Raw genomic sequence first — 26,173 nt, 5'->3', positions numbered from 1 at the left:
CGCCAGCTCGCGCGCCACCCCGAACACGATGTCCTTCTCGAAGGCGCCGTTGGCCGCGATGGCGCCCGGATCGGTGCCGCCGTGCCCGGCATCGACGATCACGAGCGGCCGGGTGTCGCCGGGCGTCGGCGCGAGCGCCGCGGGGGTCGGGGGCGGTTCGGGCGCCACGGCGGCGCGGCGGAAACCGTCGCGGTCGGTCCGGGCGAGGTCGATCGTGAGCAGCGTCGCGCCGTCCCGCGGGCGCGGCGCGCTCGCCACCCGGGTCACGGTGGCGGTCTGGGCGAGGTCGATGACGAGGCGCGAGCGCCCCGGGGCGAACAGACCGTAGCGGTAGGAGGCGACGAGGCCCTCCCGCCGCCGCCCGGCCTCCGGGGGCAGCTGGAAGTTCACCTCGGGCATCTCGACCACCGCCCGGTCCGGCCGCTCCATCACGAAGGCCCGGGCCTCCACCGGCCGCGACAGCACGATGCTGAGCCGGGTGCCCCCGTCCGGGGCGGTCCCGACCTCCGCGGCGATCGCCACGGCCGGCCCCTCCCCGGCACTGACCGGCGCGTGGCCGAGCCACGCCGCGGCGAGCAGGGTGCGAAGGAGGAATCGGACGGCGCGTCTCGTCATCGGCGGGTGCGAATCGGCTGTGACTGCCCGGTTACGCGATAACCGCGCCATGGTTAACGCTTGGCAAAGCCGATCGGCGCCACCGCCCGGGCTTGTTGCCGCTGGGGCACAGCCGGGCCGCCGGCCTCCGTCCGTCGCGGCGCGCAATCGCCATTTGACGCCGTCCCCCGTTTCGCCTAGAGAGGCGCCCCGGCGCGATCCCCGATAGCTCAGCTGGTAGAGCAGGCGACTGTTAATCGCCTTGTCGCAGGTTCGAGTCCTGCTCGGGGAGCCACCCCGCCGCGCCCCTCCGCATCGCTGATCGGGAGTCTGCCCGGCGGCTCAGCCCGTGAGATCGAGGTCCCAGGTCTCGCCGACGAGGTCGTGGCCGAAGGAGCGGTGCGGCGCGCTGGCGCCGAGCCGGAACCCCGCCCCCTCGTAGAGCCGCCTCGCCGCCACCAGCACGTCGTTGGTCCACAGCGTCACGCGCCGGTAGCCCGCCGCCCGCGCGAAGGCGAGGCAGGTCTCGATGAGCGCGCTCCCGAGGCCGAGCCCCCGGGCCGCGCCCTCGACGTAGAGCAGGCGCAGCTTGGCCACCTCGTCCGACTGGCGCACCAGGAAGATGCTGCCCAGCACCTCCCCGCCCCGCTCGGCCACCCAGCCCTGCTCGCGGGCCGGATCGTGCTCCGCCACGAAGGCCGCCAGGATGCCGGCGACCAGGGCCTCGAAGCTGTCGTCCCAGCCGTATTCCTCGGCGTAGAGCCGTCCCTGGCGATGGATGATCCAGCCGGTGTCGCCGGGCCGGAAGGGGCGGATCGCGGCGGGCTCCGCGGCCCTGGCGCCGAGCAGGCGCTGCACGGTGCGCATCGCGCGCACCAGCGCCGTGCGGTCGGGTGCGGAGAGCCGTTCGAGCAGCGCGCCGACCTCCCGGCGCGAGGCCTCGTCGAGGGGCGCGAAGGCCACCCGCCCGGCCGGCGTGAGGGCGAGCACGCGGCTGCGCCCGTCGGTTCCGCTGGGCGCGCGCGCCACGAGCCCCTGCGCGACGAAGCGCGCGAGCAGGCGGCTGAGATAGCCCGCGTCGAGCCCGAGATCCTGCCCGAGCGCGGCGGCCGTGAGCCCGTCGCGATGCGCGAGTTCGTAGAGCACCCGCGCCTCGGTGAGCGAGAAGCGGCTGCGGTGCAGCCCCTCGTCGAGAAGGCCGATCTGCCGCGTGTAGAAGCGCCCGAACGCGCGCACCGCCGCGATCGCGTCGTCCGACGAGGTGAGAACCGGAGTCATGCCGCCTCCTGTGCGTCCGGACGATCGGCGATTTAGTTGACCGAGTCAATTAAGTCGCCGGACCCGAATACGATGCGTCATCCGGTGCGAGCGCCCGCCGACCGGGCCGGCTTGACACCGCCGACCCCGCGGCGCCACAGCGCGCCCATGCCCAGCGCCTTCCCCAGCCTCGACGCCTTCGCGCGCGACAAGCTCGCCGGCCTCGACGCCGCGGGCCTGCGCCGCCGTCTCGTGCCGACCCGGCGCACCGGGGGCGTCGGGGCCGAGCGCGCCGGGCGGCCGGTGGTGTCCTTCTCCTGCAACGACTATCTCGGCCTCGCCACCCATCCGGCGGTGGTCGCGGCGGCGCGCGAGGCCCTGGAGCGCTACGGGGCCGGCAGCGGCGGCTCGCGCCTCGTCACCGGGAACCACCCGCTCTTCGCCGAACTCGAAGCCGCGCTCGCGGCACGCAAGGGGCACGAGGCGGCCCTCGTCTTCGGCAGCGGCTACCTCGCCAATCTCGGCATCACGCCGGCGCTCGCCGGGGCGGGCGACCTGATCCTGATCGACGAACTCGGGCATTCCTGCATGTGGGCGGGCACGCGGCTCGCGGGCGCCCGCACGCTGGCCTTCCGCCACAACGATCCGGCCCATCTCGAAGCCCTGCTCGCGCGCGAGCGCGGGGCCGCCCGGCACGCGCTCATCATCACCGAGCGGGTCTTCTCGATGGACGGCGACCGCGCGCCCGTCGCCGACATCCTCGCGCTCGCGGCGCGCTTCGACGCCTGGACCCTGGTGGACGACGCCCACGGGCTCGGCGTGGTCGGGCCGGATGCCACGGCGCCGCTGGAGATGGGCACGCTCTCGAAGGCCCTCGGCAGCTACGGCGGCTATCTCTGCGCCTCGCGGGCCGTCATCGACCTGCTGACGAGCCGGGCGCGCAGCTTCGTCTACACCACCGGCCTGCCCCCGGCCTCCGCCGCCGCCGCGCTCGCGGCCCTGGCGGTGATCGCGGCGGAGCCGGAGCGCGCCGCCCGGCCGCTCGCCCTGGCGCGCCGCTTCACCGCCCGCCTCGGCCTGCCCGAGGCCGAGAGCGCCATGGTGCCGGTGCAGGTGGGCGAGGCCGAGGCCGCGCTCGCCCTCTCGCGGGCGCTCGAGGCGCGGGGCTTCCTCGTGGTGGCGATCCGCCCGCCCACCGTGCCGCCCGGAACCGCCCGCCTGCGCGTCGCCTTCTCGGCCGCGCATGCCGAGCCCGAGGTCGACGCGCTGGCCGACGCGCTCACCGACGCGCTGGCCGACCTGCGGGCGGTGCCGCAGTGAGCGCCCTCTTCATCGCCGGGGCCGGCACCGAGATCGGCAAGACCTACGTCACGGCGGCGCTCGCCCGGGCGGTCCGCGCGGCCGGCCGGCCGGTGGTGGCGCTCAAGCCCGTGGCGAGCGGCGTGCCGCCCCTGACGGACCCGGATTTCCGCACGAGCGACACCGCCGTGCTGCTCGCCGCACAGGGCCTCGCCGTGACGCCCGAGACGGTGGCCGCCTGCACGCCCTGGCGCTTCGCCGCTCCTCTCAGCCCCGACCTCGCCGCCGCCCGGGAGGGGCGCCGCCTTGCGCTGCCCGACCTCGTGGCGTGGTGCGAGGGCGCCGTCGCGGCGGCGCCCGCCGGAGCCGCCGTGCTGGTCGAGGGGGTCGGCGGCGTGATGAGCCCGATCACCCCCGACGCCACTGGCCTCGCCTGGCTCAAGGCCCTGCGCCTGCCGGCCCTGCTCGTCTCGGGCAGCTATCTCGGGGCGATCAGCCACGCCCTCACGGCGGTCGAGACGCTGCGCGCCCACGCGGTGACCCTGCGCGCGGTGGTGGTGAGCGAGACGCCCAACGCCCCGACCCCGCCGGAGACGGTGGCGGAGGCGGTGGCCCGCCACGCGGGCGTGCGGGTCGTGTGCCTGGGACGCGGTGCGGCGTTTCCGGCCGGCGCGCTCGACCTCGTCGTGGCCTGACGGCGTCAGGCCGCCGCGACCGGCGCCAGCACGGTCGCGAGCAGCGAGGCCAGGTCCTCCTGCGTGAACGGCTTCGACAGGCGCGGCACCGGAATGTCGCCGTCGCTCGGCAGTTCGGCGTAGCCGGTGGCCAGGATCACCGGCAGGGCGGGATACGCCTCGCGCAGGCGCCGCGCGAGGTCGAGGCCGGTCATGCCCGGCATGGCGTGGTCGGTCACCACGGCATCCACCGCCGGGTTGGCGCGCAGCAGCACCAGCGCCTCCCCGGCCGAGGCCACCTCCAGGGTGGCGTGGCCGAGATCCTCCAGCATCGCCGCGGTGCCGGTGCGCACCAGCGCGTCGTCGTCCACCACCAGGATGGTGCAGGGGCGGATCGCCGCGAAGCGCGGCTCCGGCGGTGCCGGGGCGAGGGCCGGGGCGGCGAGCGCCGGGGTGGCCGGCAGCCAGAGATCGACGGTGGTGCCCCGGCCCGGCACGCTCGACAGGCGCAGCGCGCCGCCCGACTGGGCCATCAGCCCCTGCACCATCGACAGGCCGAGCCCCGTGCCCTTGCCGGGTCCCTTGGTGGTGAAGAAGGGTTCGGTCGCCTTGGCGAGGGTGGCCTCGTCCATGCCGGCCCCGGTATCGGCGACGCGGATGCGCACGTAGGCGCCCGGCGGCAGGTCCGGCCCGTCGGCCGCGGTCGATCCGTCGAGGGTGATGGCCCCCCCGCCCGGCATCGCGTCCCGGGCGTTCACCGCGAGGTTGAGGAGCGCGAGCTCGAACTGGTTGACGTCGATGCGGATCGGCGGAAGGTCGGGCGGGAAGGCGGCGGCGAGGCGCACGCTCGGCCCCAGCGCCCGCTCCAGGAGCTCGCGCATGCCCTCGACGAGACCCGCCACCGCCGCGGTCTCGGGCCGCAGCTCCTGGCGGCGCGCGAAGGCGAGCAGGCGCTGCGTCAGGGCCGCGCCGCGCCGTGCCCCCTGCACGGCGTTGTCCACGAGGCGCCGGGCCCGGGCATCCTCCGGGTCCATCCGCTTCTCCAGCAGTTCGAGGGAGCCCAGCACCGCCATCAGCAGGTTGTTGAAGTCGTGCGCGACGCCCCCGGTGAGCTGGCCGATCGTGTCGAGCTTCTGGGCCTCGAAAAGCTGGGCGAGCGCCGCCTCGCGCTCGCGGGTGCGCTCCTCGATGCGCCGCTCCAGGTCGCGGTTGAGGTCGAGCAGCGCCTCCTCGGCGCGCTTGCGCGCCGTGATGTCGTGGGTGACGCCGCTGAGGCGGCGGCGCCCGGCGGCATCCGTGGTGGTCGCCGCCCCGGTCACGCACCACAGGGTCTCCCCGTCCGGGCGCACGATGCGGAACTCCGCGTCGAAGGGCTCGCCCGTCAGCGCCGCCTGCCGCCCCGCCTCCCGCATCCGCGCGCGGTCGTCCGGGTGGACGAGGCGCTCGACGCTCTCGGGAGTGGGCACGAAGCGCGCCGGATCGACGCCGAACAGCCGGTACTGGCCCTCGTCCCAGGCGTACTCGCCGGTGGCCGGGTCCCAGTCCCAGGAGCCCATGCGGCCGGCGGCGAGCGCGAGGCTGCGCCGCTGCTCGCTCTCGCGCAGGCGCGCCGTCGAGGCTTCGAGCGCCGCCGTGCGCTCGGCGACGTGCCGCTCCAGCTCGGCGTTGAGGCGCTCCAGCTGCCGGGTCTTGCGGTAGAGTTCGGCGAAGATGCGCACCTTGGCCCGCAGCACCGCCGGCACCACCGGCACCGGCACGTAGTCGACCGCGCCGGCCTCGTAGCCGCGCAGGTGGTCGAGGTCGCTGATCTGGATCGCCGAGACGAAGATGATCGCCACGTGCTGGTAGCGCGGGTGCTCGCGGATCATCGTGGCGAGTTCGAACCCGTCGAGTTCCGGCATGCACACGTCGATCAGCACCACGGCGATCTCGGTGCGCAGGAGATGCGCCAGCGCCTCCCGGGCCGAGGTGGCCTTGATCAGCGTGTCCCCGAGTTCGCTCAGGATCACCTCGTAGCTGAGGAGCTTGGCCGGCTGGTCGTCGACCAGCAGGATGTTGACCCGGTCGTCCGCGCGCGGCGCCGACATCCCGTCGGCCGGCAGGCCGGCCGGCGGGAGGCGGGCCATTCCCTCGCCGCTGCGCGCGGCCTCGCTCATCGGGTCCTCGATCGACATCGGTTCAGCGGTGGAGCCAGAGCCGCAGCGCCGAGAGCAGCTGCTCGGTGTTGACAGGCTTGGCGAGGTAGTCGGAGGCGCCCGCCTCCAGACACTTCTCGCGGTCGCCCTTCATCGCCTTCGCGGTCAGCGCCACGATCGGCAGGCGGCGGAAGGACGGGTTGGCGCGGATCACCTGCATGGTCTCGTAGCCGTCCATCTCCGGCATCATGATGTCCATGAGCACGATGGCGACGTCGGTGCGGCCCTCGATGATCGAGATCGCCTCGCGCCCCGTCGTTGCGGTGAGCACCCGCATGCCGCGGCGCTCCAGAACGCTCGACAGGGCGAAGATGTTGCGCGCGTCGTCGTCGACCAGGAGGACCGTGCGGCCGACCAGATCCTCGTCCGAGCGGTGCAGGCGCTCCAGCATGCGCTGCTTCTCGGGCGGCAGGTCGGCCACCACCCGGTGCAGGAACAGGGCGGTCTCGTCGAGCAGACGCTCGGGCGATTCCACGCCCTTGACCACGACGCTGCGCGCCATGGCGTGCAGGGCGGCATCCTCCTCGGGCGAGAGGGCGCGGCCGGTGAACACCACCACCGGCAGGTCGGCGAGCTGCGCATCCGCCCGGATGCGCTCCAGCACCGAGAAGCCCGACATGTCGGGCAGCTTGAGGTCGAGGACGACGCAGTCCACCGGGCTCTCGTGCAGGGTCGCCAGCGCCTCCTCGCCGCTCTCGGCCGTGAGGATGTCGACGTCCTCGTGCCCCAGCAGCGCCGCGATGCCCAGGCGCTCGGCCGGGTTGTCCTCCACGATGAGCAGGCGCCGCCGCCGCGGCTCGGCGAAGGTCTTGATGCGCCGCAGCGCCGAGCCGAGGTCTTCTGGCGTCGTCGGCTTCGACAGGTACGCGAAGGCCCCCCGGGCGAGCCCGTGGTGGCGGTCCTCGTCGAGCGTCACGATCTGCACCGGGATGTGGCGGGTGGCGGGATCCTGCTTGAGGTGGCTCAGCACGGTCCAGCCCAGCATGTCCGGCAGGAACACGTCGAGGGAGACGGCGGTGGGGCGGTAGCGGCGCGCGAGCGCCAGCGCGTCGGCGCCGCGGCCCGCCGCCAGCACCCGGAACCCCGCGTCGCGGGCGAGCTGCATCAGCACCCGCGCGTAGTGGGGATCGTCCTCGACGACGAGCAGCACCGCGTCGCCGGGCTCCAGGATCTCGCGGTCGTCGATCGCGGTCTCGACCGGCGGGGTCCACTCGGCGGTCCGCGCGAACAGGGTGGGCGCCACCGGGACCGGGTCGGCGAGCGGCGCCACCGCGGGGGGCGCGTGGCTCGTGGCCCCCACGTAGGTCAGCGGCAGGTAGAGGGTGAAGGTGCTCCCCACCCCCGAGGCGCTGCGCAGCTGGATCTCGCCGCCGAGCAGGTTGGCGAGTTCGCGGCTGATGGCGAGGCCGAGCCCGGTGCCGCCGTACTTGCGGCTCGTGCCCGCATCCGCCTGCTGGAACGCCTCGAAGATGATCCGCTGCTTCTCGGGCGGGATGCCGATGCCGGTATCCGCGACCTCGAAGGCGACCACCGCCGGCGCGCTGCCCAGCGTCGGGTGGTCCGCGCTCCAGCCGGAGGTGGCGGGCGCCACCCGCAGGCGCACCCCGCCCTGCGCGGTGAACTTGAAGGCGTTCGACAGCAGGTTCTTGAGCACCTGCTGCAGGCGCTTGGAATCGGTGATGAAGGTGCCGAGTTCGGGCGCCACCTCCACGTCGAAGGACAGGTGGCGGTTCTCCGCCTCGTGCCGGAACGGCCGGGCGGTGGCGGTGAGCAGGTTGGCGAAGCTGATCTCCTCGGCCTCGACCGAGACCGTGCCGGATTCGATCTTCGACAAATCGAGGATGTCGCTGATGAGGTTCAGCAGGTCGGTGCCCGCGCCGTGGATCGTGCGGGCGAACTCCACCTGCCGCTCGGACAGGTTGCCGTCCGGGTTGTCGCTGAGCTGCTGGCCGAGGATCAGGATGGAGTTGAGCGGCGTGCGCAGCTCGTGGCTCATGTTGGCCAGGAACTCGGACTTGTACTTGGAGGTGAGCGCGAGTTCCGCGGCCTTCTCCTCCAGCGCCCGGCGCGCCTGCTCGATCTCCTGGTTCTTGGCCTCGACCTCGTCGTTGCGGTCGGCGAGCTGCTGGGCCTTCTGCTCCAGCTGCTCATTGGTCTGCTGCAACTCGCGCTGGCGGGTCTGGAGTTCGCCCGCGAGCTCCTGGGACTGCTTGAGCAGCCCCTCGGTCTGCATCGTCGCCTCGATGGAGTTGAGCACGATGCCGATGCCGGTGGTGAGCTGTTCGAGGAACGAGATCTGCAATTCCGTGAATGACCGGAGCGAGGCGAGTTCGATCACCGCCTTCACTTGCCCCTCGAACAGCACCGGGAGCACGATGGCGGTGCGCGGCACCGCCTTGAACAGGCCCGAGACCACCGGCGCGGCCCCGGGGGGCAGTTCGGTGATGAGCATGCGGCGCGCGTCGCGCGCGCATTGCCCGATCAGCCCCTCGCCCACCGCGAGCCGCTCCTTGTGGCCGATGATGGCGTCGTCCGCGTAGGCCGAGAGGAGCCGCAGCGACGCCGGCCCGGCCTCGCCGCCCTCGACCCGGTAGATCACGCCCTGGTGCGCCTCGACCAGCGGCGCCAGCTCCGAGAGCAGCGTGCGCCCCACCGTGGCGAGGTCGCGCTGGCCCTGCAGCATGTTGGTGAAGCGGGCAAGGTTCGTCTTCAGCCAGTCCTGCTCGGTGTTGCGCTCCGTCGTGAGACGGAGGTTGCCGATCATCGTGTTGATGTTGTCCTTGAGCTCCGCCACCTCGCCGCGGGCCTCGACCTGGATCGAGCGGGTGAGGTCGCCCTTGGTCACGGCGGTGGCGACCTCCGCGATGGCGCGCACCTGGGTCGTGAGGTTGGCCGCGAGCAGGTTCACGTTGCCGGTGAGGTCCTTCCAGGTGCCGGCGGCGCCCGGCACGTTGGCCTGGCCGCCGAGCCGCCCCTCCACGCCGACCTCGCGGGCCACCGTCGTCACCTGGTCGGCGAAGGTCGCGAGCGTCCGGGTCATGTTGTTGATGGTCTCGGCGAGCGCCGCGACCTCGCCCTTCGAGGCCACGGTCAGGTTCTGGGTCAGGTCGCCGTCCGCCACGGCGGTCACGACCTTCACGATGCCGCGCACCTGCTCGGTGAGGTTCGCCGCCATCACGTTCACGGTGTCGGTGAGGTCCTTCCAGGTTCCGGCGACGCCGGGCACCTGCGCCTGCCCGCCGAGCTTGCCTTCCGTGCCGACCTCGCGCGCCACGCGGGTCACCTCGCCCGCGAAGGCGTTGAGCTGGTCCACCATCGTGTTGATGGTGTTCTTCAGCTCCAGCATCTCGCCCTTCACGTCGACCGCGATCTTGCGCGAGAGGTCGCCGCGGGCCACCGCCGTCGTCACTTCGGCGATGTTGCGCACCTGGGCCGTGAGGTTGCCGGCCATGGAGTTGACGTTGTCGGTGAGGTCCTTCCAGGTGCCCGCGACGCCGGGAACTTGCGCCTGCCCACCGAGCTTGCCCTCGGTGCCGACCTCGCGCGCCACGCGCGTCACCTCGGAGGCGAAGCGGTTGAGCTGGTCGACCATCGTGTTGAGGGTCTCCTTCAGCTCCAGGATCTCGCCGCGCACGTCGACCGTGATCTTGCGCGAGAGGTCGCCGTTGGCGATGGCGGTGGAGACCTCGGCGATGTTGCGCACCTGGGCCGTGAGGTTGCCGGCCATGGAGTTGACGTTGTCGGTGAGGTCCTTCCAGGTTCCGGCGACGCCGGGAACTTGCGCCTGACCGCCGAGGCGCCCCTCGGTGCCGACTTCGCGCGCCACGCGCGTCACCTCGCCCGCGAAGGAGCGCAGCTGGTCCACCATCGTGTTGATGGTCTCCTTCAGCTGCAGGATCTCGCCCGAGACGTTGACGGTGATCTTCTTAGAGAGGTCGCCCTGCGCCACGGCGGTGGCGACCTCGGCGATGTTGCGCACCTGGGCGGTCAGGTTCGAGGCCATCGAGTTGACGTTGTCGGTGAGGTCGCCCCAGGTTCCGGCGACGCCGCGCACCGTGGCCTGACCACCGAGCTTGCCCTCGGTGCCGACCTCGCGGGCGACGCGCGTGACCTCGCTCGCGAAGGCGTTGAGCTGGTCGACCATCGTGTTGATGGTCTCCTTCAGCTCAAGGATCTCGCCCGAGACGTTGACGGTGATCTTCTTCGACAGGTCCCCGCTCGCGATGGCAGTCGAGACCTCGGCGATGTTGCGCACCTGGGCGGTGAGGTTCGAGGCCATCGAGTTGACGTTGTCGGTGAGGTCCTTCCAGGTGCCCGCGGCACCAGGCACCTGCGCCTGCCCGCCGAGGCGCCCTTCCGTGCCGACCTCGCGGGCCACGCGCGTCACCTCCCCGGCGAAGGCGTTGAGCTGGTCCACCATCGTGTTGATGGTGTTCTTGAGTTCGAGGATCTCGCCCGAGACGTCGACCGTGATCTTGCGCGAGAGGTCGCCGCGGGCCACCGCCGTCGTCACCTGGGCGATGTTGCGCACCTGGGCCGTCAGGTTGCCGCACATGGCGTTGACCGAGTCGGTGAGGTCCTTCCAGGTGCCGGCGACCCCCGGCACGATCGCCTGACCGCCGAGCTGCCCCTCGGTGCCGACCTCGCGGGCGACGCGCGTCACCTCCGAGGCGAAGGAGCGCAGCTGATCGACCATCGTGTTGATGGCCTCCTTGAGCTGCAGGATCTCGCCGCGCACGTCGACGGTGATCTTCTTCGACAGGTCGCCGTTGGCGACCGCGATCGTCACCTCGGAGATGTTGCGCACCTGGGCGGTGAGGTTCGAGGCCATCGAGTTGACGCTCTCGGTCAGGTCCTTCCAGACCCCCGTCACCTCGCGCACCTGCGCCTGACCGCCGAGCTTGCCGTCGGTGCCGACCTCGCGCGCCACGCGCGTCACCTCCGAGGTGAACACGCTGAGCTGCTTGATCATCGCGTTGACGATGGTGGCCGAGCGCAGGAACTCGCCCTGGAGCGCCCGCCCGTCCACGTCGAGGGGCATGGTCTGCAGGAGGTCGCCGCGCGCCACCGCGGTGATCGTGCGGGTCACCGTGGTGGTCGGCCACAGGAGGTCGTCGATCAGGGTGTTGACCGAGGCCTCCATCTCGCCCCAGGCGCCCCGGGTGAGGTCGAAGCGCACGCGGGTGCGGGTGCGCCCCTCGCGCCCCACCACCTGGCCCACCCGCTCCAGCTGGCCGGCCATGCGCTCGTTGGCGGCCACGATCTCGTTGAAGGTGTCGGCGACCTTGCCGGCGCGGCCCGTGAGGTTGCCCGGCAGCCGCACGCTGAAGTTCCCCGCCCGCATCGCCTGAAGCGCGCCGAGCAGCTGGTCGAGATCGAGGTCCTGCGGGGCGCCGGCCTCCGGCGGGCGCGGGAACAGGGCTGCCTCCGCCGCGCCGGATGCCTCGACGCCGCGCCGCACAGCGCTGCCTTCCGGCTCCATGACCAACCTCCCCCTCAGTATGATCGCCGCGACCATATCCGGGGCGCCGGGAAAGGTCTAACGGCGGCGCGGGCTTGGGCGCGCGAAACGGTGAGCGAAGTCTTGACGGGGCGTGCCGCGCACCGCCGGCCCCGTGCCGGCGGGCGACGCTCGCGCGCTGCGCCCGACCGGGAGGGATGCCGTGAACGTCAGTCTCGCGATGCTGATCGTCGGCCTCCTCGCCTGGGTGGCCGGCGCGGCGCGGTGGTGGATCGAACTCGGTCCGGCCTACGGGATCGCGTGGTTCCTGGCCCTGCCGGGCCTCGCCGCCATCCCGGCCCTGCGCCGCGGCCTCGCGGCGCGGCGGCGGCGGTGACGGCTAGTCCGCCTTGCGCGCCGCCTTGAGCCGGTAGAGCGCGTCGAGCGCCTCGCGCGGCGTGAGGCCGTCGGGATCGAGGCCGTCGAGGAGATCCCGCAGCGGATCGGCCTTCGGGGCCGGCGGCGGGGGCGGCGCGGCGGCGAAGAGCGGCAGGTCCGCCACGGGCGCGCGCCGGCGCCCGCCCTCGCCCCGCTCCAGGTCGGCGAGGAGCACCTTGGCGCGCGCGATCACCGGGGCGGGCAGGCCGGCGAGCCGCGCCACCTGCAGGCCGTACGAGCGGTCGGCCGCCCCCGGCACCACCTCGTGCAGGAAGACCACGTCCCCCTTCCACTCGGTGACCTTCAGGGTGGCGTTCGAGAGCCGCTCCAGGCGCTGCGCGAGCCCGGTCAGCTCGTGGAAGTGGGTGGCGAACAGCGCCCGGCAGCCCGTGACCTCGTGCAGGTGCTCCAGGCAGGCCCAGGCGATCGAGAGCCCGTCAAAGGTCGCGGTGCCCCGGCCGATCTCGTCGAGGACCACGAGGGAGCGGCGGCTCGCCTGGTTCAGGATCGCCGCGGTCTCGACCATCTCGACCATGAAGGTCGAGTGGCCCCGCGCGAGGTCGTCGGCGGCGCCGACCCGCGAGAACAGGCGGTCGACGAGGCCGAGATGGGCGGAGCGCGCCGGCACGAAGGCGCCCATCTGGGCGAGCACCGCAATCAGCGCGTTCTGGCGCAGGAAGGTCGACTTGCCGCCCATGTTCGGGCCGGTCACCACCAGGATCCTGCCGGCCTCGCCTGCGCCGCCGGTGCCGGCCTCGCCCGCGCGGCCGGTGCCGGCCGCCGTCCCCGACAGGTCGCAGCCGTTGGCGATGAACGGCTCGCCCGCGCGCCTGAGGGCCGCCTCGACCACCGGGTGACGGGCGCCCTCGACCCGGAAGGCGAGGCTCTCGTCGAGGACCGGCCGCGTCCAGTCGAGTTCGACCGCGAGTTCCGCGTGGGAGGCGGCCACGTCGAGGGCCGCGAGCGCGGTCGCGGCGGCGGTGATCGCCTCGGCCTGCCCCATCACGGCGGCGGCGAGCGCCTCGAACACTTCGAGTTCGAGGGCGAGCGCCCGCTCGGCGGCGCCCGCGATGCGCGATTCCAGCTCGCCGAGTTCCACGCTGGTGAAGCGCATCGCGTCCACCATGGTCTGGCGGTGCACGAAGGTCTCGCGCCAGGGGGCCTTCAGCAGGGTCTCGCCGACCGCCTGCGGCACCTCGATGTAGTAGCCGAGCAGGTTGTTGTGCTTGATGCGCAGGGTCCGGCAGCCGGTCTCGCCCGCGTAGCGGGTCTGGAGCCCGGCGACGAAGCGGCGGGAATCGCTCTGGAGCGCGCGCGCCTCGTCGAGTTCGGGGCGATACCCCTCGCGCACGAAGCCGCCGTCGCGCTTCAGCAGCGGCAGCTCGTCGGCGAGCGCGGCCGTGAGCCCGTCCACGAGGTCGTCGCCCACCGTGGCGAGCAGCCGGGCGGCCTTGCCGATCTCGCCCGGCAGCGCGCCCGCGCCGGCGAGCCGCGTGGCGAGGCTGCGGGCCGCCTCCAGCCCGTCGCGCAGGGCCGCGAGGTCGCGCGGGCCGGCCCGGTTGAGCCCGATCCGCGACAGCGCCCGCGCCATGTCGGGCGCCCGCGCGAGATCCGCCCGCAGCTCGGCCCGCAGGCTCCCCTCGGCCACGAGGAACGCCACCGCGTCGTGGCGGCGCCGGATCAGCGCGAGGTCGGTGGAGGGGCCGGCGAGCCGCTCCGCCAGCAGCCGCGCGCCGGCCGCGCCCACCGTGCGGTCGATGGCGGCGAGCAGGCTCCCGGCCCGCTCGCCCTGGAGGGTGCGGGTGAGTTCGAGGTTGGTGCGCGTCGCCGCGTCGATGAGGAGGGTGGCGCCCGCATCCTGCCGGGCGGGCGGGCTGAGCGGCACCTTCGCGCCGAGCTGCGTGCGGGCGATGTAGTGCAGCACCGTGCCGGCCGCCGCGATCTCGGTGCGGCTGAAGGCCCCGAAGCCCTCCAGGGTGGCGACGCCGAACTGCTCCTTGAGCGCCCGCTCGGCCGAGGCCGGATCGGCCTCCCCGCGCCCGAGCGGCGTCACCGCCGCCGGTCCGTCGCGCCACAGCCGGGCGAGGTCGGGATCGGCGTGGATCGCCTCCGCCATCACGATCTCGCGGGGATCGAGCCGGGCGATCTCGGCGGCGAGCCCCGCCCCCTCCGCCTCGCTCACCGTGAAGCGGCCGGTGGAGATGTCGACGGCGGCGAGCCCGTAGGTCCAGCCGCCGTCCGGGGCGCGGCGGCGGGCGAGAGCGACGAGGAGGTTGGCGCGGGCCGGGTCGAGGAGGCGCTCCTCCGTGATGGTGCCCGGGGTGACGAGGCGCACCACCTCGCGGCGCACCACCGATTTCGAGCCGCGCTTGCGCGCCTCCGCCGGGTCCTCGGTCTGCTCGCAGACCGCGACCCGGTGGCCGAGCGCGATCAGGCGCTGGAGATAGTCGTCCGCCCGCTCCACCGGCACGCCGCACATCGGGATGTCGGCGCCCGCATGCTTGCCGCGCTTCGTCAGCACGATCCCGAGCGCCCGCGAGGCGGTCTCAGCATCCTCGAAGAACAGCTCGTAGAAATCCCCCATCCGGTAGAACAGGAGCGAGCCCGGATTGGCGGCCTTGATCTCGGTGTACTGCGCCATCATGGGTGAGGCTTGCGCCTCACGCGAGGCTTGCGCCTCACGCGAGGCCGCGGCCTCGGGCGCGGCGCGGCGGGCGCGCGGCAACGGGGCCTCGTCGGCCGGCTCGCAGGGCTCGTCGCGCAGGCGCCGGCCGGGATCGCTGTCCATCGTCATCGGACCCGAGCCTATCAAAGTCGCAGCCCCGTTCCAGGCGGGGCGCGCGTTCTCCCCGGGGATGATGGGGATGGCGCCGGGGCTGCGCGAGCGCGGCGGATCGCGGCAGGCCCGCGCACCGGGGAAATCTACGCAGGGTCAGTTCGAGAACTCGGCGTGGGCGGCTTGAGCCGCAGGCCCCGCGGCCCTATGGGACTTCTCCCACAGTCATCTCCGACTAAAGGCCAAGAAGGTTCCGGCATGAGCGAGTCCCGCCCCGTCACCCGCCGCACGCGCCCGACCTTCACGGATCAGGAGGCGCTGCAGTTCCACGCGCAGGGGCGCCCCGGCAAGCTCGAAGTGGTCGCCACGAAGCCGATGGCGACCCAGCGCGACCTGTCGCTGGCCTATTCGCCGGGCGTCGCCGTGCCGGTGCTGGCCATCGCCGAGGATCCGGCGCTGGCCTTCGACTACACGGCGAAGGGCAACCTCGTGGGCGTGGTCTCGAACGGCACCGCGATCCTCGGGCTCGGCAACCGCGGGGCGCTGGCCTCGAAGCCGGTGATGGAGGGCAAGGCCGTCCTGTTCAAGCGCTTCGCCGACATCGACGCCTTCGACCTCGAAGTCGGCACCGAGGATCCGGACGCGGTGATCAACTGCGTGCGCTACCTCGGCCCGACCTTCGGGGGCATCAACCTCGAAGACATCAAGGCCCCCGAGTGCTTCATCATCGAGGAGCGCCTGCGGGAACTGATGGACATCCCGGTCTTCCACGACGACCAGCACGGCACGGCGATCATCGCGGCGGCGGGCGTGATCAACGCGCTCCACCTCACCGGCCGCGACATCGGGCAGGCGCGGCTCGTGGTCAACGGCGCGGGCGCGGCCGGCATCGCCTGCATCGAGCTCCTGAAGGCGATGGGCTTCGGGGCGCAGAACGTGATCCTGTGCGACACCAAGGGCGTCGTCCACGCCGGGCGCATGGAGGGCATGAACCAGTGGAAGTCGGCCCACGCGGTCGAGACCTCCCGGCGTACCCTCGCCGAGGCGATCGAGGGCGCCGACATCGTGTTCGGCCTCTCGGTCAAGGGCGCCTTCACCCCCGACATGATCCGGTCGATGGCGCCCCAGCCGATCATCTTCGCGATGGCCAATCCCGATCCGGAGATCACCGTCGAGGAGGTGGGGCAGGTGCGCGACGACGCCATCGTGGCGACCGGGCGCTCGGACTATCCGAACCAAGTCAACAACGTGCTGGGCTTCCCCTACATCTTCCGCGGGGCGCTCGACGTGCGCGCGACCACGATCAACATGGAGATGAAGATCGCGGCCGCCCAGGCGCTCGCCGCGCTCGCCCGCGAGGACGTGCCGGACGAGGTGGCGGCCGCCTACCAGGGCGCTCGCCCCCGCTTCGGGCGCGAGTACATCATCCCGGTGCCGTTCGACCCGCGCCTGATCCACACCATCCCGCCGGCGGTGGCCAAGGCGGCGATGGACACGGGCGTGGCGAGGAAGCCCATCCCCGTCATGGAGCGCTACCGGGCGCAGCTCTCGGCCCGGCGCGACCCCGTGGCCGGCACCCTCAACCGCATCTTCGAGCGCGTGCGCAAGTTTCCCAAGCGCGTCGTCTTCGCGGAGGGCGAGGAGGAGGTGGTGATCCGCGCCGCCCTCTCCTTCGTCAACCAGGGGCTCGGCACCGCGATCCTGGTCGGGCGCGAGGACCGGGTGCGGGCCAATGCCGAGGCCGCCGGCATCGAGCTCTCCGGCCGCGACAACATCGAGATCCACAACGCCGCCAAGTCGGACCGCAACGCGGTCTACGCGCAGTTCCTCTACGCGCGCATGCAGCGCAAGGGCTATCTCTTCCGCGACTGCCAGCGCCTGATCAACCAGGACCGCAACCACTTCGCGGCCTCGATGGTGGCGCTCGGCGACGCCGACGCGATGGTGACGGGCACCACCCGCAGCTACTCGATCGCCCTCGACGACGTGCGTCACGTCATCGACGCCAAGCCCGGCCACCGGGTGATCGGGGTCTCGCTCTGTCTCGCGCGCGGGCGCATCGTGCTGGTCGCCGACACGGCGATCCACGAGATGCCCTCGGCCCAGGAGATCGCCGCCATCGCGGTGGAGGCCGCGGGCGTCGCCCGGCGCCTCGGCTACGAGCCGCGCGTCGCGCTCCTGTCCTTCTCGACCTTCGGCCATCCCAAGGCCGAGCGCGCCGAGAAGGTGCAGGAGGCGGTCCGGATCCTCGACGGGATGCGGGTCGATTTCGAGTATGACGGCGAGATGGCGGCGGACGTCGCCCTCAACCGCGACGTGCTGGCCCAGTACCCGTTCAGCCGCCTCAAGCAGCCCGCCAACGTGCTGGTGATGCCGGCCTTCCACTCGGCCTCGATCTCCACGAAGATGCTGCAGGAGCTCGGCGGCGCGCAGGTGCTCGGGCCGCTGATCGTCGGCCTCGACAAGCCGGTGCAGATCGTCTCGCTCGGCGCCACCGACACCGACCTCGTCAACATGGCGGCGCTGGCGGCGTTCAACATCGGCGGCTGACTGGCCGCCGGGCCGGTGAGCCGGGCGGGGGCCCCCCGCCCGACACGGCCTTCAGGCCGCGATCAGCCCACCCAGGCGCGCCACGCGCGCGAGGTGGTGGTCGGCGTCGCCGAACAGCGCGTCGATCATCGTCACCCGCTTGAAGTAGTGGCCGACGCTGTACTCCATCGTCACGCCGACGCCGCCGTGCAGCTGCACCGCGCCCTGGCCGACGATGCGGCCCGAGCGCCCGATCTGCACCTTGGCGCCCGAGATCGCGCGGGTGCGCTCCCGGGCATCCTCCTCACCGGCCATCATGGTGGCGAGGAACGCCATCGAGCGGGCCTGTTCGAGGGCGATGAACATGTCGGCGGCCCGGTGCTGCAGCACCTGGAAGGTGCCGATAGGGGTGCCGAACTGCTTGCGGGTCTTGAGGTACTCCACCGTGAGGCGGTGCATGCGGTCCATGGCGCCGACCGCTTCCGCGCAGAGCGCCGCAATGGCCTCGTCCACCACGCGCTCGATCGCCGGGAGCGCGCCCTCCGGGCTGCCGAGCACGTCATCCGGGCCGACCCGCACGGAGGAGAGCGACACCTCCGCGGCCCGCTGCCCGTCCTGGGTCGGGTAGCCGCGGCGCGACACGCCCGGGGCATTGGCCTCCACCACGAACAGGCCGAGGCCGTTCGCGTCGCGGCGCGAGCCCGCCGTGCGGGCCGAGACGATCAGCCGGTCGGCGCTGTCGCCGTGCAGGACCAGCGACTTCTCGCCCTCCAGGATCCAGCCCTCGCCGTCCCGGCGGGCGCTCACGCCGACATCCGCGAGGTCGTAGCGCGCCTGCCGCTCCGTATGCGCGAACGCGTAGGTGGTCTCGCCGCCGATCAGGCCGGGCAGCCAGGCGGCCCGCTGCTCGGCCGAGGCCGCGTGGCGGATCAGGCCGCCCGCCAGCACCACGGTGGCGAGGTAGGGTTCGAGCACCAGCGCCCCCCCGAACGCCTCCATGACGATCATGGTCTCGACCGGCCCGCCGCCGATGCCGCCGTCCTCCTCCGCGAAGGGCACGGCGAGCAGGCCCTGCTCGGCATAGGCCTGCCACATCTCGCGCGCGTAGCCGTGCGGGCCGCGCCCGTGGCGCTTGCGCGCCTCGAAGTCGTAGCGGTCGGCGAGCAGCCGCTCGACGCTGTCCTTGAGGAGGCTCTGCTCCTCGCTCAGATCGAAGTCCATGACGGTGTCTTTCTCGGATTCTCGAAGGCTCGCCGAACGACGCGCGGGGAGCCCTTCTCCCGGACGGGAGAGGGGCTTGCGCGGGTCACAGGCCCAGGATCGCCTTCGCGATGATGTTCTTCTGGATCTCGTTCGAGCCGCCGTAGATCGAGATCTTGCGCCAGTTGAAGTAGGTGGGCGCGGCCGGACCCGCCCAGTCCGGGCCGATCGGCGGCTCGTTCGAGCCGTGATCCGCCGCCTCGTCCTCGGGCAGGTAGGGCAGCGCGTAGGGACCCACGACGTCGAGCAGGAGTTCGGTGGTCGCCTGCTGGATCTCCGAGCCCTTGATCTTGAGGATCGAGGAGGCGGGGTCGGGCTTGCCCTTCTCGCGGGTGCGCTCGGCGGCGACGACGCGCAATTGCGTCATTTCCAGCGCCTTCAGCTCGATCTCGAGGGCCGCGAGCTTCTCGGCGAAGCGCGGGGTCTCGATCAGCGGCACGTCCCCCACCCGCTCGATCGCCGCCAGCTCCTTCAGCCGCCGGATGCGCTGCTTGGAGACGCCGACCCGGGCGATGTTGGTGCGCTCGTTGCCGAGCAGGAACTTGGCGTAGTCCCAGCCCTTGTTCTCCTGCCCGACGCGGTTCTCCACCGGCACCTTCACGTCGTCGAAGAAGACCTCGTTGACCTCGTGGCCGCCGTCCAGCGTCTGGATCGGCCGCACGGTGATGCCGGGCGTCTTCATGTCGATGAGCAGGAAGGTGATGCCCTCCTGCTTCTTCACGCTCGAATCGGTGCGCACGAGGCAGAAGATCCAGTCGGCGTGCTGGGCGAGCGTGGTCCAGGTCTTCTGGCCGTTGACGACGTAGTGGTCGCCCTCGCGCACCGCCTTGGTCTTGAGCGAGGCGAGGTCCGAGCCCGCGCCCGGCTCGGAGAAGCCCTGGCACCACCAGTCGTCGAGGTTGGCGATGCGGGGCAGGAAGCGCTGCTTCTGCTCCTGCGAGCCGAACTGCGCGATCACCGGCCCGACCATGTAGACGCCGAACTGCAGCGGCGAGGGCGCCGGGAAGCTCTGCAATTCGTCGAGGAAGATGTACTGGCGCACCGGGTCCCAGCCCGTGCCGCCCCATTCGACGGGCCAGTTCGGCACCGCCCAGCCCTTCCGGTTGAGGATCCGCTGCCAGGTGACGATGTCCTGCTTCGACGGATGGTGCCCGTCGACCATCTTGCGGCGGATGTCCTCCGGCAGGTTCTCCTTGAAGAAGCCGCGCACCTCCTCGCGGAAGGCCCGCTCCTCGGGGGTGAAACGAAGGTCCATGTGAGCCCTCACGTATGCGCCGATCCTCCCTCTCCCAAACGGGAGAAGGGTTCCGTCCTGCTACAGATCCTTGAATCCTTTACCGTCCGCCGCCAGCCGCTCCAGCAGGGGCGAGGGCTTGAAGGCGTCGCCGTAGAGCGCCTCGTAGGCGCGCAGGCGCTCCAGCACCCTCCGCAGGCCGATGCCGTCGGCCCAGAACATCGGGCCGCCGCGGTAGACCGGCCAGCCGTAGCCGTTGATCCAGACGATATCGATGTCGGAGGCGCGGATCGCCTTGCCCTCTTCGAGGATCTTCGCGTCCTCGTTGACCATCGGGTAGAGGCAGCGCTCCAGGATCTCCTGGTCGGAGGCCGGCTTCTGCGCCACGCCCTGGCGTGCGGCCACCGTGGCGATGATCTCCTCGGTCACCGGGGACGGCGTGGCGTTGCGCTTGGCGTCGTAGTCGTAGAAGCCCGCGCCGGTCTTCTGGCCGCGCCTGTCCTGCTCGCACAGGAGGTCGCGCACGGTCTCCGACCTGTTGGTCTCCCGGCTCCAGCCGATGTCGAGGCCCGCGAGGTCGCTCATGGCGAAGGGACCCATCGGCAGGCCGAAATCGTGGATCACCCGGTCCACGTCCCAGGGCTTCACGCCCTCCAGGATCAGGCGGTTCGCCTCGCGCTGGCGCTGGGCGAGCATGCGGTTGCCCACGAAGCCGTGGCAGACGCCGACGAGCACCGCGATCTTGCCGATCCGGCGGCCGACCTGCATGGCGGTGGCGATGACGTCCTGGCTCGTCCTGGCCCCGCGCACGACCTCGAGGAGGCGCATCACGTTGGCGGGCGAGAAGAAGTGCAGGCCGATCACGTCGCCGGGGCGGCCCGTGGCGGCCGCGATGGCGTCGATGTCGAGGTAGGAGGTGTTGGAGGCCAGGATCGCGCCGGGCTTGGCGATGCGGTCGAGCTTCGAGAAGATCTCCTGCTTGATCGCCATGTCCTCGAACACCGCCTCGATGATGAGGTCGCAATCCTTCAGCGCGTCGAGGTCGAGCGTGTCCGTCAGGAGGCCCATGCGGGTCTCGACGTCCTCGGGCCGCAGACGGCCCTTCCGGGCGGTGTTCTCGTAGTTGGTGCGGATCGTCCCGAGGCCGCGGTCGAGGGCCTCGCGCTTCGTCTCGACGATCGTGACGGGCAGGCCGGCGTTCAGGAAGTTCATGGCGATGCCGCCGCCCATCGTGCCGGCGCCGATGATGCCGACCTTGGCGACCGGGCGGGCGGGCGTGGTCTCGGGCACGTCCGGGATCTTGGCGGTCTGGCGCTCGGCGAAGAAGACGTAGCGCTGCGCCGCCGATTGCTCGCCGGAGACGAGCGTCAGGAACTGCTCCCGCTCGAAGGCGAGGCCCTGCTCGAAGGGCAGCCGGCAGGCCGCCTCGATGCAGGCGATGCAGGCCTCCGGCGCCTCGAAGCCGCGCATCCTGCGGGCATTCTCCGTCCGGAAGGCGTCGAACAGGCCCGGATCGTCCCGGCCCTCCGCGATCCGGTCCTCGCGGTCGCGGATCTTGGTCAGCGGGCGGCCCTCCGCCGCCACGCGCTCCGCGAAGGCGACCGCGTGGGCGCGCAGGGATTCCTCGGGCGCGAGGTCGTCGATCAGCCCCATCGCGGCGGCCTGCTTGGCGCCGATCGGCGCGCCGCCGACGATCACCTCCAGGGCCTTGCGCGGGCCGACGATGCGCGGCAGGCGCTGCGTGCCGCCGGCCCCCGGCAGGATGCCGAGCTTGACCTCCGGCAGGCCGACCTTCGCGGAGGGCACCGCCACCCGGTAGTGGCAGGCGAGCGCCGTCTCCAGCCCTCCGCCGAGCGCGTTGCCGTGGATCGCCGCCACCACGGGCTTGCCGACGGCCTCGATGCGGTTGAGGAGGTCCGGCAGGCCGATGCCGCTCTGTGGCTTGCCGAACTCGGTGATGTCGGCGCCGGCCGAGAACATCCGCCCGCCGCCTATGAGCACGATCGCCTTCACGGCCGGATCGGCCTCGGCGCGCTCGATCGCCGCCCGGATTCCCTCGCGCAGGGCGGAGCCGAGCGCGTTCACCGGGGGCGATTGCAGCGTCAGGACCGCGACGGCGCCCTCGCGGCTCTCGGAGACGGGGGTGGCATCGGTCATCGCGCGTGGTCCTCCGCGGTGCATCCGTACAGGTCCAGGCATCCTTCCGCCGACCGCGCACGACCGGTGCCGAGGCGGTCACCGGTTCGGCGGCGGAAATGATGCAACATCAAAATCCTAAGCAGAATTGCCCCGTGCCGTTCCGCTTGGGGTCAGGGCCGATCGCGGGAAGCGCGGGAACCTCTCTCGCCTGGGAGAGAGGGGTTCCCCACGCTCCATCCGGGAGAGGCCGCCCGCGCCTTCCCGGCCGCTCTCAATAGATCTCGAACAGCCCGGCCGCGCCCATGCCGCCGCCGACGCACATGGTGACGACGCCGTACTTGGCGCCGCGGCGGCGGCCTTCGAGCAGGATGTGGCCGGTCATGCGCGCGCCCGACATGCCGTAGGGATGTCCGATCGAGATCGCGCCGCCGTCGACGTTGAGCCGCTCGTCCGGGATGCCGAGCTTGTCGCGGCAGTAGAGCACCTGGCAGGCGAAGGCCTCGTTGAGCTCCCAGAGGTCGATGTCGTCCACGCTCAGGCCGTGCTGCGCCAAGAGCTTGGGCACCGCGAAGACCGGGCCGATGCCCATCTCGTCGGGGTCGCAGCCCGCCACCGCCATGCCCCGGTAGGCGCCGAGCGGCTGCAGCCCGCGCCGCTCGGCCTCGCGGGCCTCCATCAGCACGCAGGCCGAGGCCCCGTCCGAGAGCTGGCTGGCATTGCCGGCGGTGATGAAGCGCCCCTCCTTCACCCGCTGGCCGTCCTTGAACACCGGCTTGAGGGAGGCGAGGTCGTCGAGGCGCGTCTGCGGCCGGTTGCCCTCGTCCTGCGACAGGGTGATCTCGCGCGTGGTGGTCTCGCCCGTCGCCTTGTCGGTGACGCTCATCCGGGTGGTGAGGGGCACGATCTCCTCGGCGAAGCGCCCGGCCTCCTGCGCGGCGGCGGTGCGGGCCTGCGAGGAGAGCGCGTAGGCGTCCTGCGCCTCGCGCGAGATGCCGTAGCGGTCCGCCACCGTCTCGGCGGTCTCCAGCATCGTCATGTAGAGGGCGGGCAGGCGCTCCACGAGCCAGGGATCGGCGCCGCGGAAGCGGTTCATCCTGTCGTTCTGCACGAGCGAGATCGATTCGAGGCCGCCGCCCACCGCCACGTCGAGCCCGTCCGTCACGATCTCCTTGGCGGCGGTGGCGATCGCCATCAGCCCCGAGGCGCATTGCCGGTCGAGGCTCATGCCCGCCACGCTCGGGGGCAGGCCCGCCCGCATCGCCGCCTGCCGGGCGATGTTGGAGCCGGTGGAGCCCTGCTGGAGGGCCGCGCCCATCACCACGTCGCCGACCTCGGCCGGGTCGATGCCGGCGCGCTTCACCGCCTCCGCGATGGCGTGGCCGCCGAGCGCCTGGGCCTGGGTGTCGTTGAAGGCGCCCCGGTAGGCCTTGCCGATGGGCGTGCGCGCGGTGGCGACGATGACGGCTTCCCGCATCTCCAGTCTCCTCCTGCCCGTGGGGCCGCACGGGCGGCCGGACCGGGCTTTGGCCCACTTATCGAGGATCGGGTATGGCGCCGCAAGGCCCAAAACCGTGGGCGTCTGCCCATGGTGCCCCTCCCCGGCCGCCGCGTTTTCGAAAGGGCGGCTTGCTTAATCGCCATAGAGAGCTAAGGTCCCGCCAAAACGCAAGGGCTTTTGCGCGGGAGCCCCGGCGCAAGAGCGTCTGCCAAGAGCGTTTGTCATGATGGAGGAGCGCCGGTGACGCTGTTCGATCTCTCCGGCCGGGTCGCGATCGTGACCGGCTCGTCGCGCGGCATCGGCCGCGCGATCGCCGAGCGCCTGGCCGAGCACGGGGCGCGGGTGGTGGTGTCCTCGCGCAAGGAGGAGGGCTGCCGGGCCGTGGCCGAGGCCATCAACGCGCGCCACGGCGAGGAGCGGGCGATCGTGGTGCCGGCCAGCATCTCCTCCAAGGCGGATCTGCAGCGCCTCGCGCGCACCACCGAGGCGCGCTTCGGCCGCATCGACGTGGTGGTCTGCAACGCCGCCTCGAACCCCTATTACGGCCCGATGAGCGGCATCAGCGACGAGCAGTTCCGCAAGATCCTCGACAACAACGTGATCGCCAGCCACTGGCTGATCGGCTTCTGCGTCCCGGGCATGATCGCGCGGCGCGACGGCGCGATCATCCTGGTGTCGTCGGTGGGCGGCCTGAAGGGCTCCGGGGTGATCGGCGCCTACAACGTCTCGAAGGCGGCCGACTTCCAGCTCGCCCGCAACCTCGCGGTGGAACTCGGGCCGCACAACGTGCGCGTCAACTGCATCGCCCCGGGCCTCGTCCAGACCGACTTCGCGCGGGCCCTGTGGGAGAACCCCGAGAGCCGCGCCGCCTACACGGCCCGCACGCCGCTCGCCCGCATCGGCCAGCCCGACGAGATCGCGGGCGCCGCGGTGTTCCTGGCGAGCCCCGCGGGCTCGTTCATGACCGGCCAGAGCCTCGTCATCGACGGCGGCCAGACCATTACCTGAGCCCATGCGCCTGAACCCTTGCAGCTGAGCCCCACGCTGAGCCCCAAGCCCGGACCCGACCGCCCCGTCCCGAGGCCGCCGATGACCGAGACCACCGCCCTCCCGGAATCCAGTCTTCCGGCATCCCTGCTTCCGGCCTCCTGGCCCGCCCTGTCCTTCGCCGAGGCGACCGCGCGGCTCACCGCCCCGGGTTCGCCCTTCGCGGTCGGCGAGGCGGTGATCCGGGGCGTGCCGACCCGGGTCTGGGCCGCGGCGCCGCCGACGCTGCGCGACATCTTCCTGGGCGGGCGGCGGCACGGGGACAAGACCTTCCTGGTCTTCGAGGAGGACCGGGCGAGCTACGAGGCCTTCGCGCGCGCCACGCTGATGCTCGCCCAGGACCTGATCCGCGGCGGCGTGCGGCCGGGCGACCGGGTCGCCATCGCCATGCGCAACCTGCCCGAATGGCCGGTCGCGCTGTTCGCCACCCTGCTCACGGGCGCGATCGCCGCCCCGCTCAACGCGTGGTGGACCGGGCCGGAACTCGAATACGCGCTCAACGATTGCGGGGCCGCGGTGGCGATCGTCGATCAGGAGCGCCATGCCCGCCTCGCGGAGCGGCGCGCCGCCTGCCCGGCGCTGACCCGCGTGCTCCTCGCCCGCGCCGAGGCGCCGGGGGCCGAGAGCCTCGACGCGATCATCGGCCCGGTCGCCGCCTGGGCCGGCCTGCCCGACGCGCCGGTGCCGGACGTCGCCCCGGCGCCCGACGACGTCGCGACCCTGTTCTACACCTCGGGCACCACCGGGCGGCCGAAGGGCGCCATCGGCACCCACCGCAACGGCGCCTGCGGGGTGATGGCCCATCCCTACTCGCAGGCGCGCGCCTGCGTGCGGCGCGGCGAGCCGGTGCCGGTCCCGGACCCGGATGCCCCCCAGAAGGCGTCCCTGGTGGCGATCCCGTTCTTCCACGTCACGGGCTGCTTCGCCACGCTGATCCCCGCCCTGTGGCGGGGCACCCGGCTGGTCCTGATGCGGCGCTGGGACGTGGCGCGGGCGATGGCGCTGATCGCGCGCGAGCGCTGCACCACCGCCGGGGGCGTGCCGACCATCGCCTGGCAGCTGCTGGAGGAGCGGGCCGCCGCAACCCACGACCTCTCGTCGCTGGAGGTCGTCACCTATGGCGGCGCCCCCGCCCCCGCCGAGCTGGTGCGCCGCCTGCGGGCCGCCTTCCCGCACGCCCAGCCCTCCACCGGCTGGGGCATGACCGAGACCTCCGGCACCTTCACGCACCATCAGGCCGAGGATTACATCAACCGCCCCGACAGCTGCGGCCCGCCCCTGCCGGTCTGCGAGGCGCGCATCGTCGGTCCGGAGGGGCACGACCTGGCGCCCGGCGAGGTCGGCGAACTGCACGTGAAGGGGCCGAACGTGGTGGCGGGCTACTGGAACCGCCCCGACGAGACCGCCTTCCGGGACGGCTGGCTCGCCACCGGCGACCTCGCCCGGATGGACCAGGAGGGCTTCATCACCATCGTCGACCGCGCCCGGGACATGCTGATCCGGGGCGGCGAGAACATCTATTGCTGCGAGGTCGAGACCGCGCTGCACGAGCACCCGGCGGTGGTGGATGCCGCCGTGGTGGCGATCCCGCATCCGACGCTCGGCGAGGAGCCGGGCGCCGTGGTGGCGCTGGCGCGCGGGCAGGACGCTTCCGAGGAGGAGCTGCGCGGGTTCGTGGCGGCGCGGCTCGCGGCCTTCAAGGTGCCGGTGCGCATCCTGTTCCACGACGAGATCCTGCCGCGCAACGCCAACGGCAAGATCCTCAAGAGCGAATTGCGCAAGCTGTTCTGAGG

The 26,173-nt window shown here is 72.5% G+C and carries 15 protein-coding genes and 1 tRNA gene; 7 read left to right on the top strand and 9 right to left on the bottom strand.

Translation table 11 applies throughout. The features are described 5' to 3' along the window. The coding region (locus tag MFF61_RS18230; RefSeq protein WP_238236746.1) for an AMIN domain-containing protein at nt 1–615 on the bottom strand (615 nt) is incomplete at its 3' end. 198 nt (nt 616–813) lie between these two features. Here MFF61_RS18230 and MFF61_RS18225 point away from each other — a divergent pair. Next, nucleotides 814–889, top strand: a tRNA-Asn gene (locus MFF61_RS18225). 47 nt (nt 890–936) lie between these two features. Here the strand turns inward: MFF61_RS18225 and MFF61_RS18220 are convergent. Beyond that, entirely contained in the window at nt 937–1,872 is a 936-nt protein-coding gene (locus tag MFF61_RS18220; RefSeq protein ID WP_238236743.1) for a bifunctional helix-turn-helix transcriptional regulator/GNAT family N-acetyltransferase, read from the bottom strand. A gap of 147 nt (nt 1,873–2,019) precedes the next feature. Here MFF61_RS18220 and MFF61_RS18215 point away from each other — a divergent pair, with 147 nt between their 5' ends. Further along, entirely contained in the window at nt 2,020–3,171 is a 1,152-nt protein-coding gene (locus MFF61_RS18215; protein ID WP_238236742.1) for an aminotransferase class I/II-fold pyridoxal phosphate-dependent enzyme, read from the top strand. Next, nucleotides 3,168–3,845 carry a dethiobiotin synthase gene (bioD, locus tag MFF61_RS18210; RefSeq protein WP_238236741.1) on the top strand — a complete coding sequence of 226 codons (678 nt, stop codon included), beginning with the start codon at nt 3,168–3,170 and terminating at the stop codon, nt 3,843–3,845. Before MFF61_RS18215 ends, bioD begins: the two co-directional genes overlap by 4 nt. Nucleotides 3,846–3,850: 5 nt before the next feature. On the opposite strand, the gene MFF61_RS18205 is transcribed toward bioD, so the two are convergent. Next, nucleotides 3,851–5,950 carry a PAS domain-containing hybrid sensor histidine kinase/response regulator gene (locus tag MFF61_RS18205; RefSeq protein WP_435404788.1) on the bottom strand — a complete coding sequence of 700 codons (2,100 nt, stop codon included), beginning with the start codon at nt 5,948–5,950 and terminating at the stop codon, nt 3,851–3,853. Nucleotides 5,951–6,002: 52 nt separating this feature from the next. After that, a complete protein-coding gene (locus MFF61_RS18200) occupies nt 6,003–11,501 on the bottom strand; it encodes a HAMP domain-containing protein (RefSeq protein ID WP_238236739.1) in 5,499 nt (1,832 codons plus the stop codon). A 181-nt stretch (nt 11,502–11,682) separates the two neighbouring features. Between MFF61_RS18200 and MFF61_RS18195 the strand changes: the two genes are divergently transcribed. Then, nucleotides 11,683–11,856 carry a hypothetical protein gene (locus MFF61_RS18195; protein WP_238236734.1) on the top strand — a complete coding sequence of 58 codons (174 nt, stop codon included), beginning with the start codon at nt 11,683–11,685 and terminating at the stop codon, nt 11,854–11,856. Between the two features lie 3 nt (nt 11,857–11,859). Here the strand turns inward: MFF61_RS18195 and mutS are convergent, their stop codons facing one another. After that, nucleotides 11,860–14,757, bottom strand: coding sequence for a DNA mismatch repair protein MutS (gene mutS / locus MFF61_RS18190; protein WP_444543595.1), 2,898 nt, complete (start codon nt 14,755–14,757; stop codon nt 11,860–11,862). Nucleotides 14,758–14,931: 174 nt separating this feature from the next. Between mutS and MFF61_RS18185 the strand changes: the two genes are divergently transcribed. Further along, a complete protein-coding gene (locus tag MFF61_RS18185; protein WP_238236733.1) occupies nt 14,932–17,223 on the top strand; it encodes an NADP-dependent malic enzyme in 2,292 nt (763 codons plus the stop codon). Between the two features lie 51 nt (nt 17,224–17,274). Here MFF61_RS18185 and MFF61_RS18180 read toward each other — a convergent pair whose 3' ends face one another. The 4 genes from MFF61_RS18180 to MFF61_RS18165 all read right to left on the bottom strand — a co-directional run bounded on the left by MFF61_RS18180 (nt 17,275) and on the right by MFF61_RS18165 (nt 23,309). Beyond that, a complete protein-coding gene (locus tag MFF61_RS18180) occupies nt 17,275–18,423 on the bottom strand; it encodes an acyl-CoA dehydrogenase family protein (protein ID WP_238236732.1) in 1,149 nt (382 codons plus the stop codon). Between the two features lie 85 nt (nt 18,424–18,508). Next, nucleotides 18,509–19,717: a pimeloyl-CoA dehydrogenase large subunit gene (gene pimC, locus MFF61_RS18175; RefSeq protein ID WP_238236730.1), complete on the bottom strand. Its 1,209-nt coding sequence runs from the start codon at nt 19,715–19,717 to the stop codon at nt 18,509–18,511. 60 nt (nt 19,718–19,777) lie between these two features. Beyond that, nucleotides 19,778–21,853, bottom strand: a complete 2,076-nt coding sequence (locus tag MFF61_RS18170; RefSeq protein ID WP_238236727.1) for a 3-hydroxyacyl-CoA dehydrogenase NAD-binding domain-containing protein — start codon at nt 21,851–21,853, stop codon at nt 19,778–19,780. A gap of 253 nt (nt 21,854–22,106) precedes the next feature. Then, nucleotides 22,107–23,309, bottom strand: a complete 1,203-nt coding sequence (locus MFF61_RS18165; RefSeq protein ID WP_238236726.1) for an acetyl-CoA C-acyltransferase — start codon at nt 23,307–23,309, stop codon at nt 22,107–22,109. A 264-nt stretch (nt 23,310–23,573) separates the two neighbouring features. Here MFF61_RS18165 and MFF61_RS18160 point away from each other — a divergent pair, with 264 nt between their 5' ends. Then, entirely contained in the window at nt 23,574–24,341 is a 768-nt protein-coding gene (locus MFF61_RS18160) for an SDR family oxidoreductase (protein WP_238236725.1), read from the top strand. An 81-nt stretch (nt 24,342–24,422) separates the two neighbouring features. Further along, nucleotides 24,423–26,171: a class I adenylate-forming enzyme family protein gene (locus tag MFF61_RS18155; RefSeq protein WP_238236724.1), complete on the top strand. Its 1,749-nt coding sequence runs from the start codon at nt 24,423–24,425 to the stop codon at nt 26,169–26,171. Nucleotides 26,172–26,173: the final 2 nt, after the last annotated feature.

The organism is Methylobacterium isbiliense, assembly GCF_022179325.1.
GTDB lineage: Bacteria > Pseudomonadota > Alphaproteobacteria > Rhizobiales > Beijerinckiaceae > Methylobacterium > Methylobacterium isbiliense.
Note: the sequence above shows the minus strand (reverse complement) of the source record. Positions and strands in the feature narration are given on the sequence as shown.

Bases quoted from the DNA above. Each gene is read 5' to 3' on its own strand.
- MFF61_RS18180 (WP_238236732.1), bottom strand. From the start codon at position 18,423: ATGGACTTCGATCTGAGCGAGGAGCAGAGCCTCCTCAAGGACAGCGTC.
- MFF61_RS18200 (WP_238236739.1), bottom strand. From the start codon at position 11,501: ATGGAGCCGGAAGGCAGCGCTGTGCGGCGCGGCGTCGAGGCATCCGGC.
- pimC (WP_238236730.1), bottom strand. From the start codon at position 19,717: ATGGACCTTCGTTTCACCCCCGAGGAGCGGGCCTTCCGCGAGGAGGTG.
- MFF61_RS18165 (WP_238236726.1), bottom strand. From the start codon at position 23,309: ATGCGGGAAGCCGTCATCGTCGCCACCGCGCGCACGCCCATCGGCAAG.
- MFF61_RS18155 (WP_238236724.1), top strand. From the start codon at position 24,423: ATGACCGAGACCACCGCCCTCCCGGAATCCAGTCTTCCGGCATCCCTG.
- MFF61_RS18215 (WP_238236742.1), top strand. From the start codon at position 2,020: ATGCCCAGCGCCTTCCCCAGCCTCGACGCCTTCGCGCGCGACAAGCTC.
- MFF61_RS18170 (WP_238236727.1), bottom strand. From the start codon at position 21,853: ATGACCGATGCCACCCCCGTCTCCGAGAGCCGCGAGGGCGCCGTCGCG.
- MFF61_RS18205 (WP_435404788.1), bottom strand. From the start codon at position 5,950: ATGGCCCGCCTCCCGCCGGCCGGCCTGCCGGCCGACGGGATGTCGGCG.
- MFF61_RS18185 (WP_238236733.1), top strand. From the start codon at position 14,932: ATGAGCGAGTCCCGCCCCGTCACCCGCCGCACGCGCCCGACCTTCACG.
- MFF61_RS18220 (WP_238236743.1), bottom strand. From the start codon at position 1,872: ATGACTCCGGTTCTCACCTCGTCGGACGACGCGATCGCGGCGGTGCGC.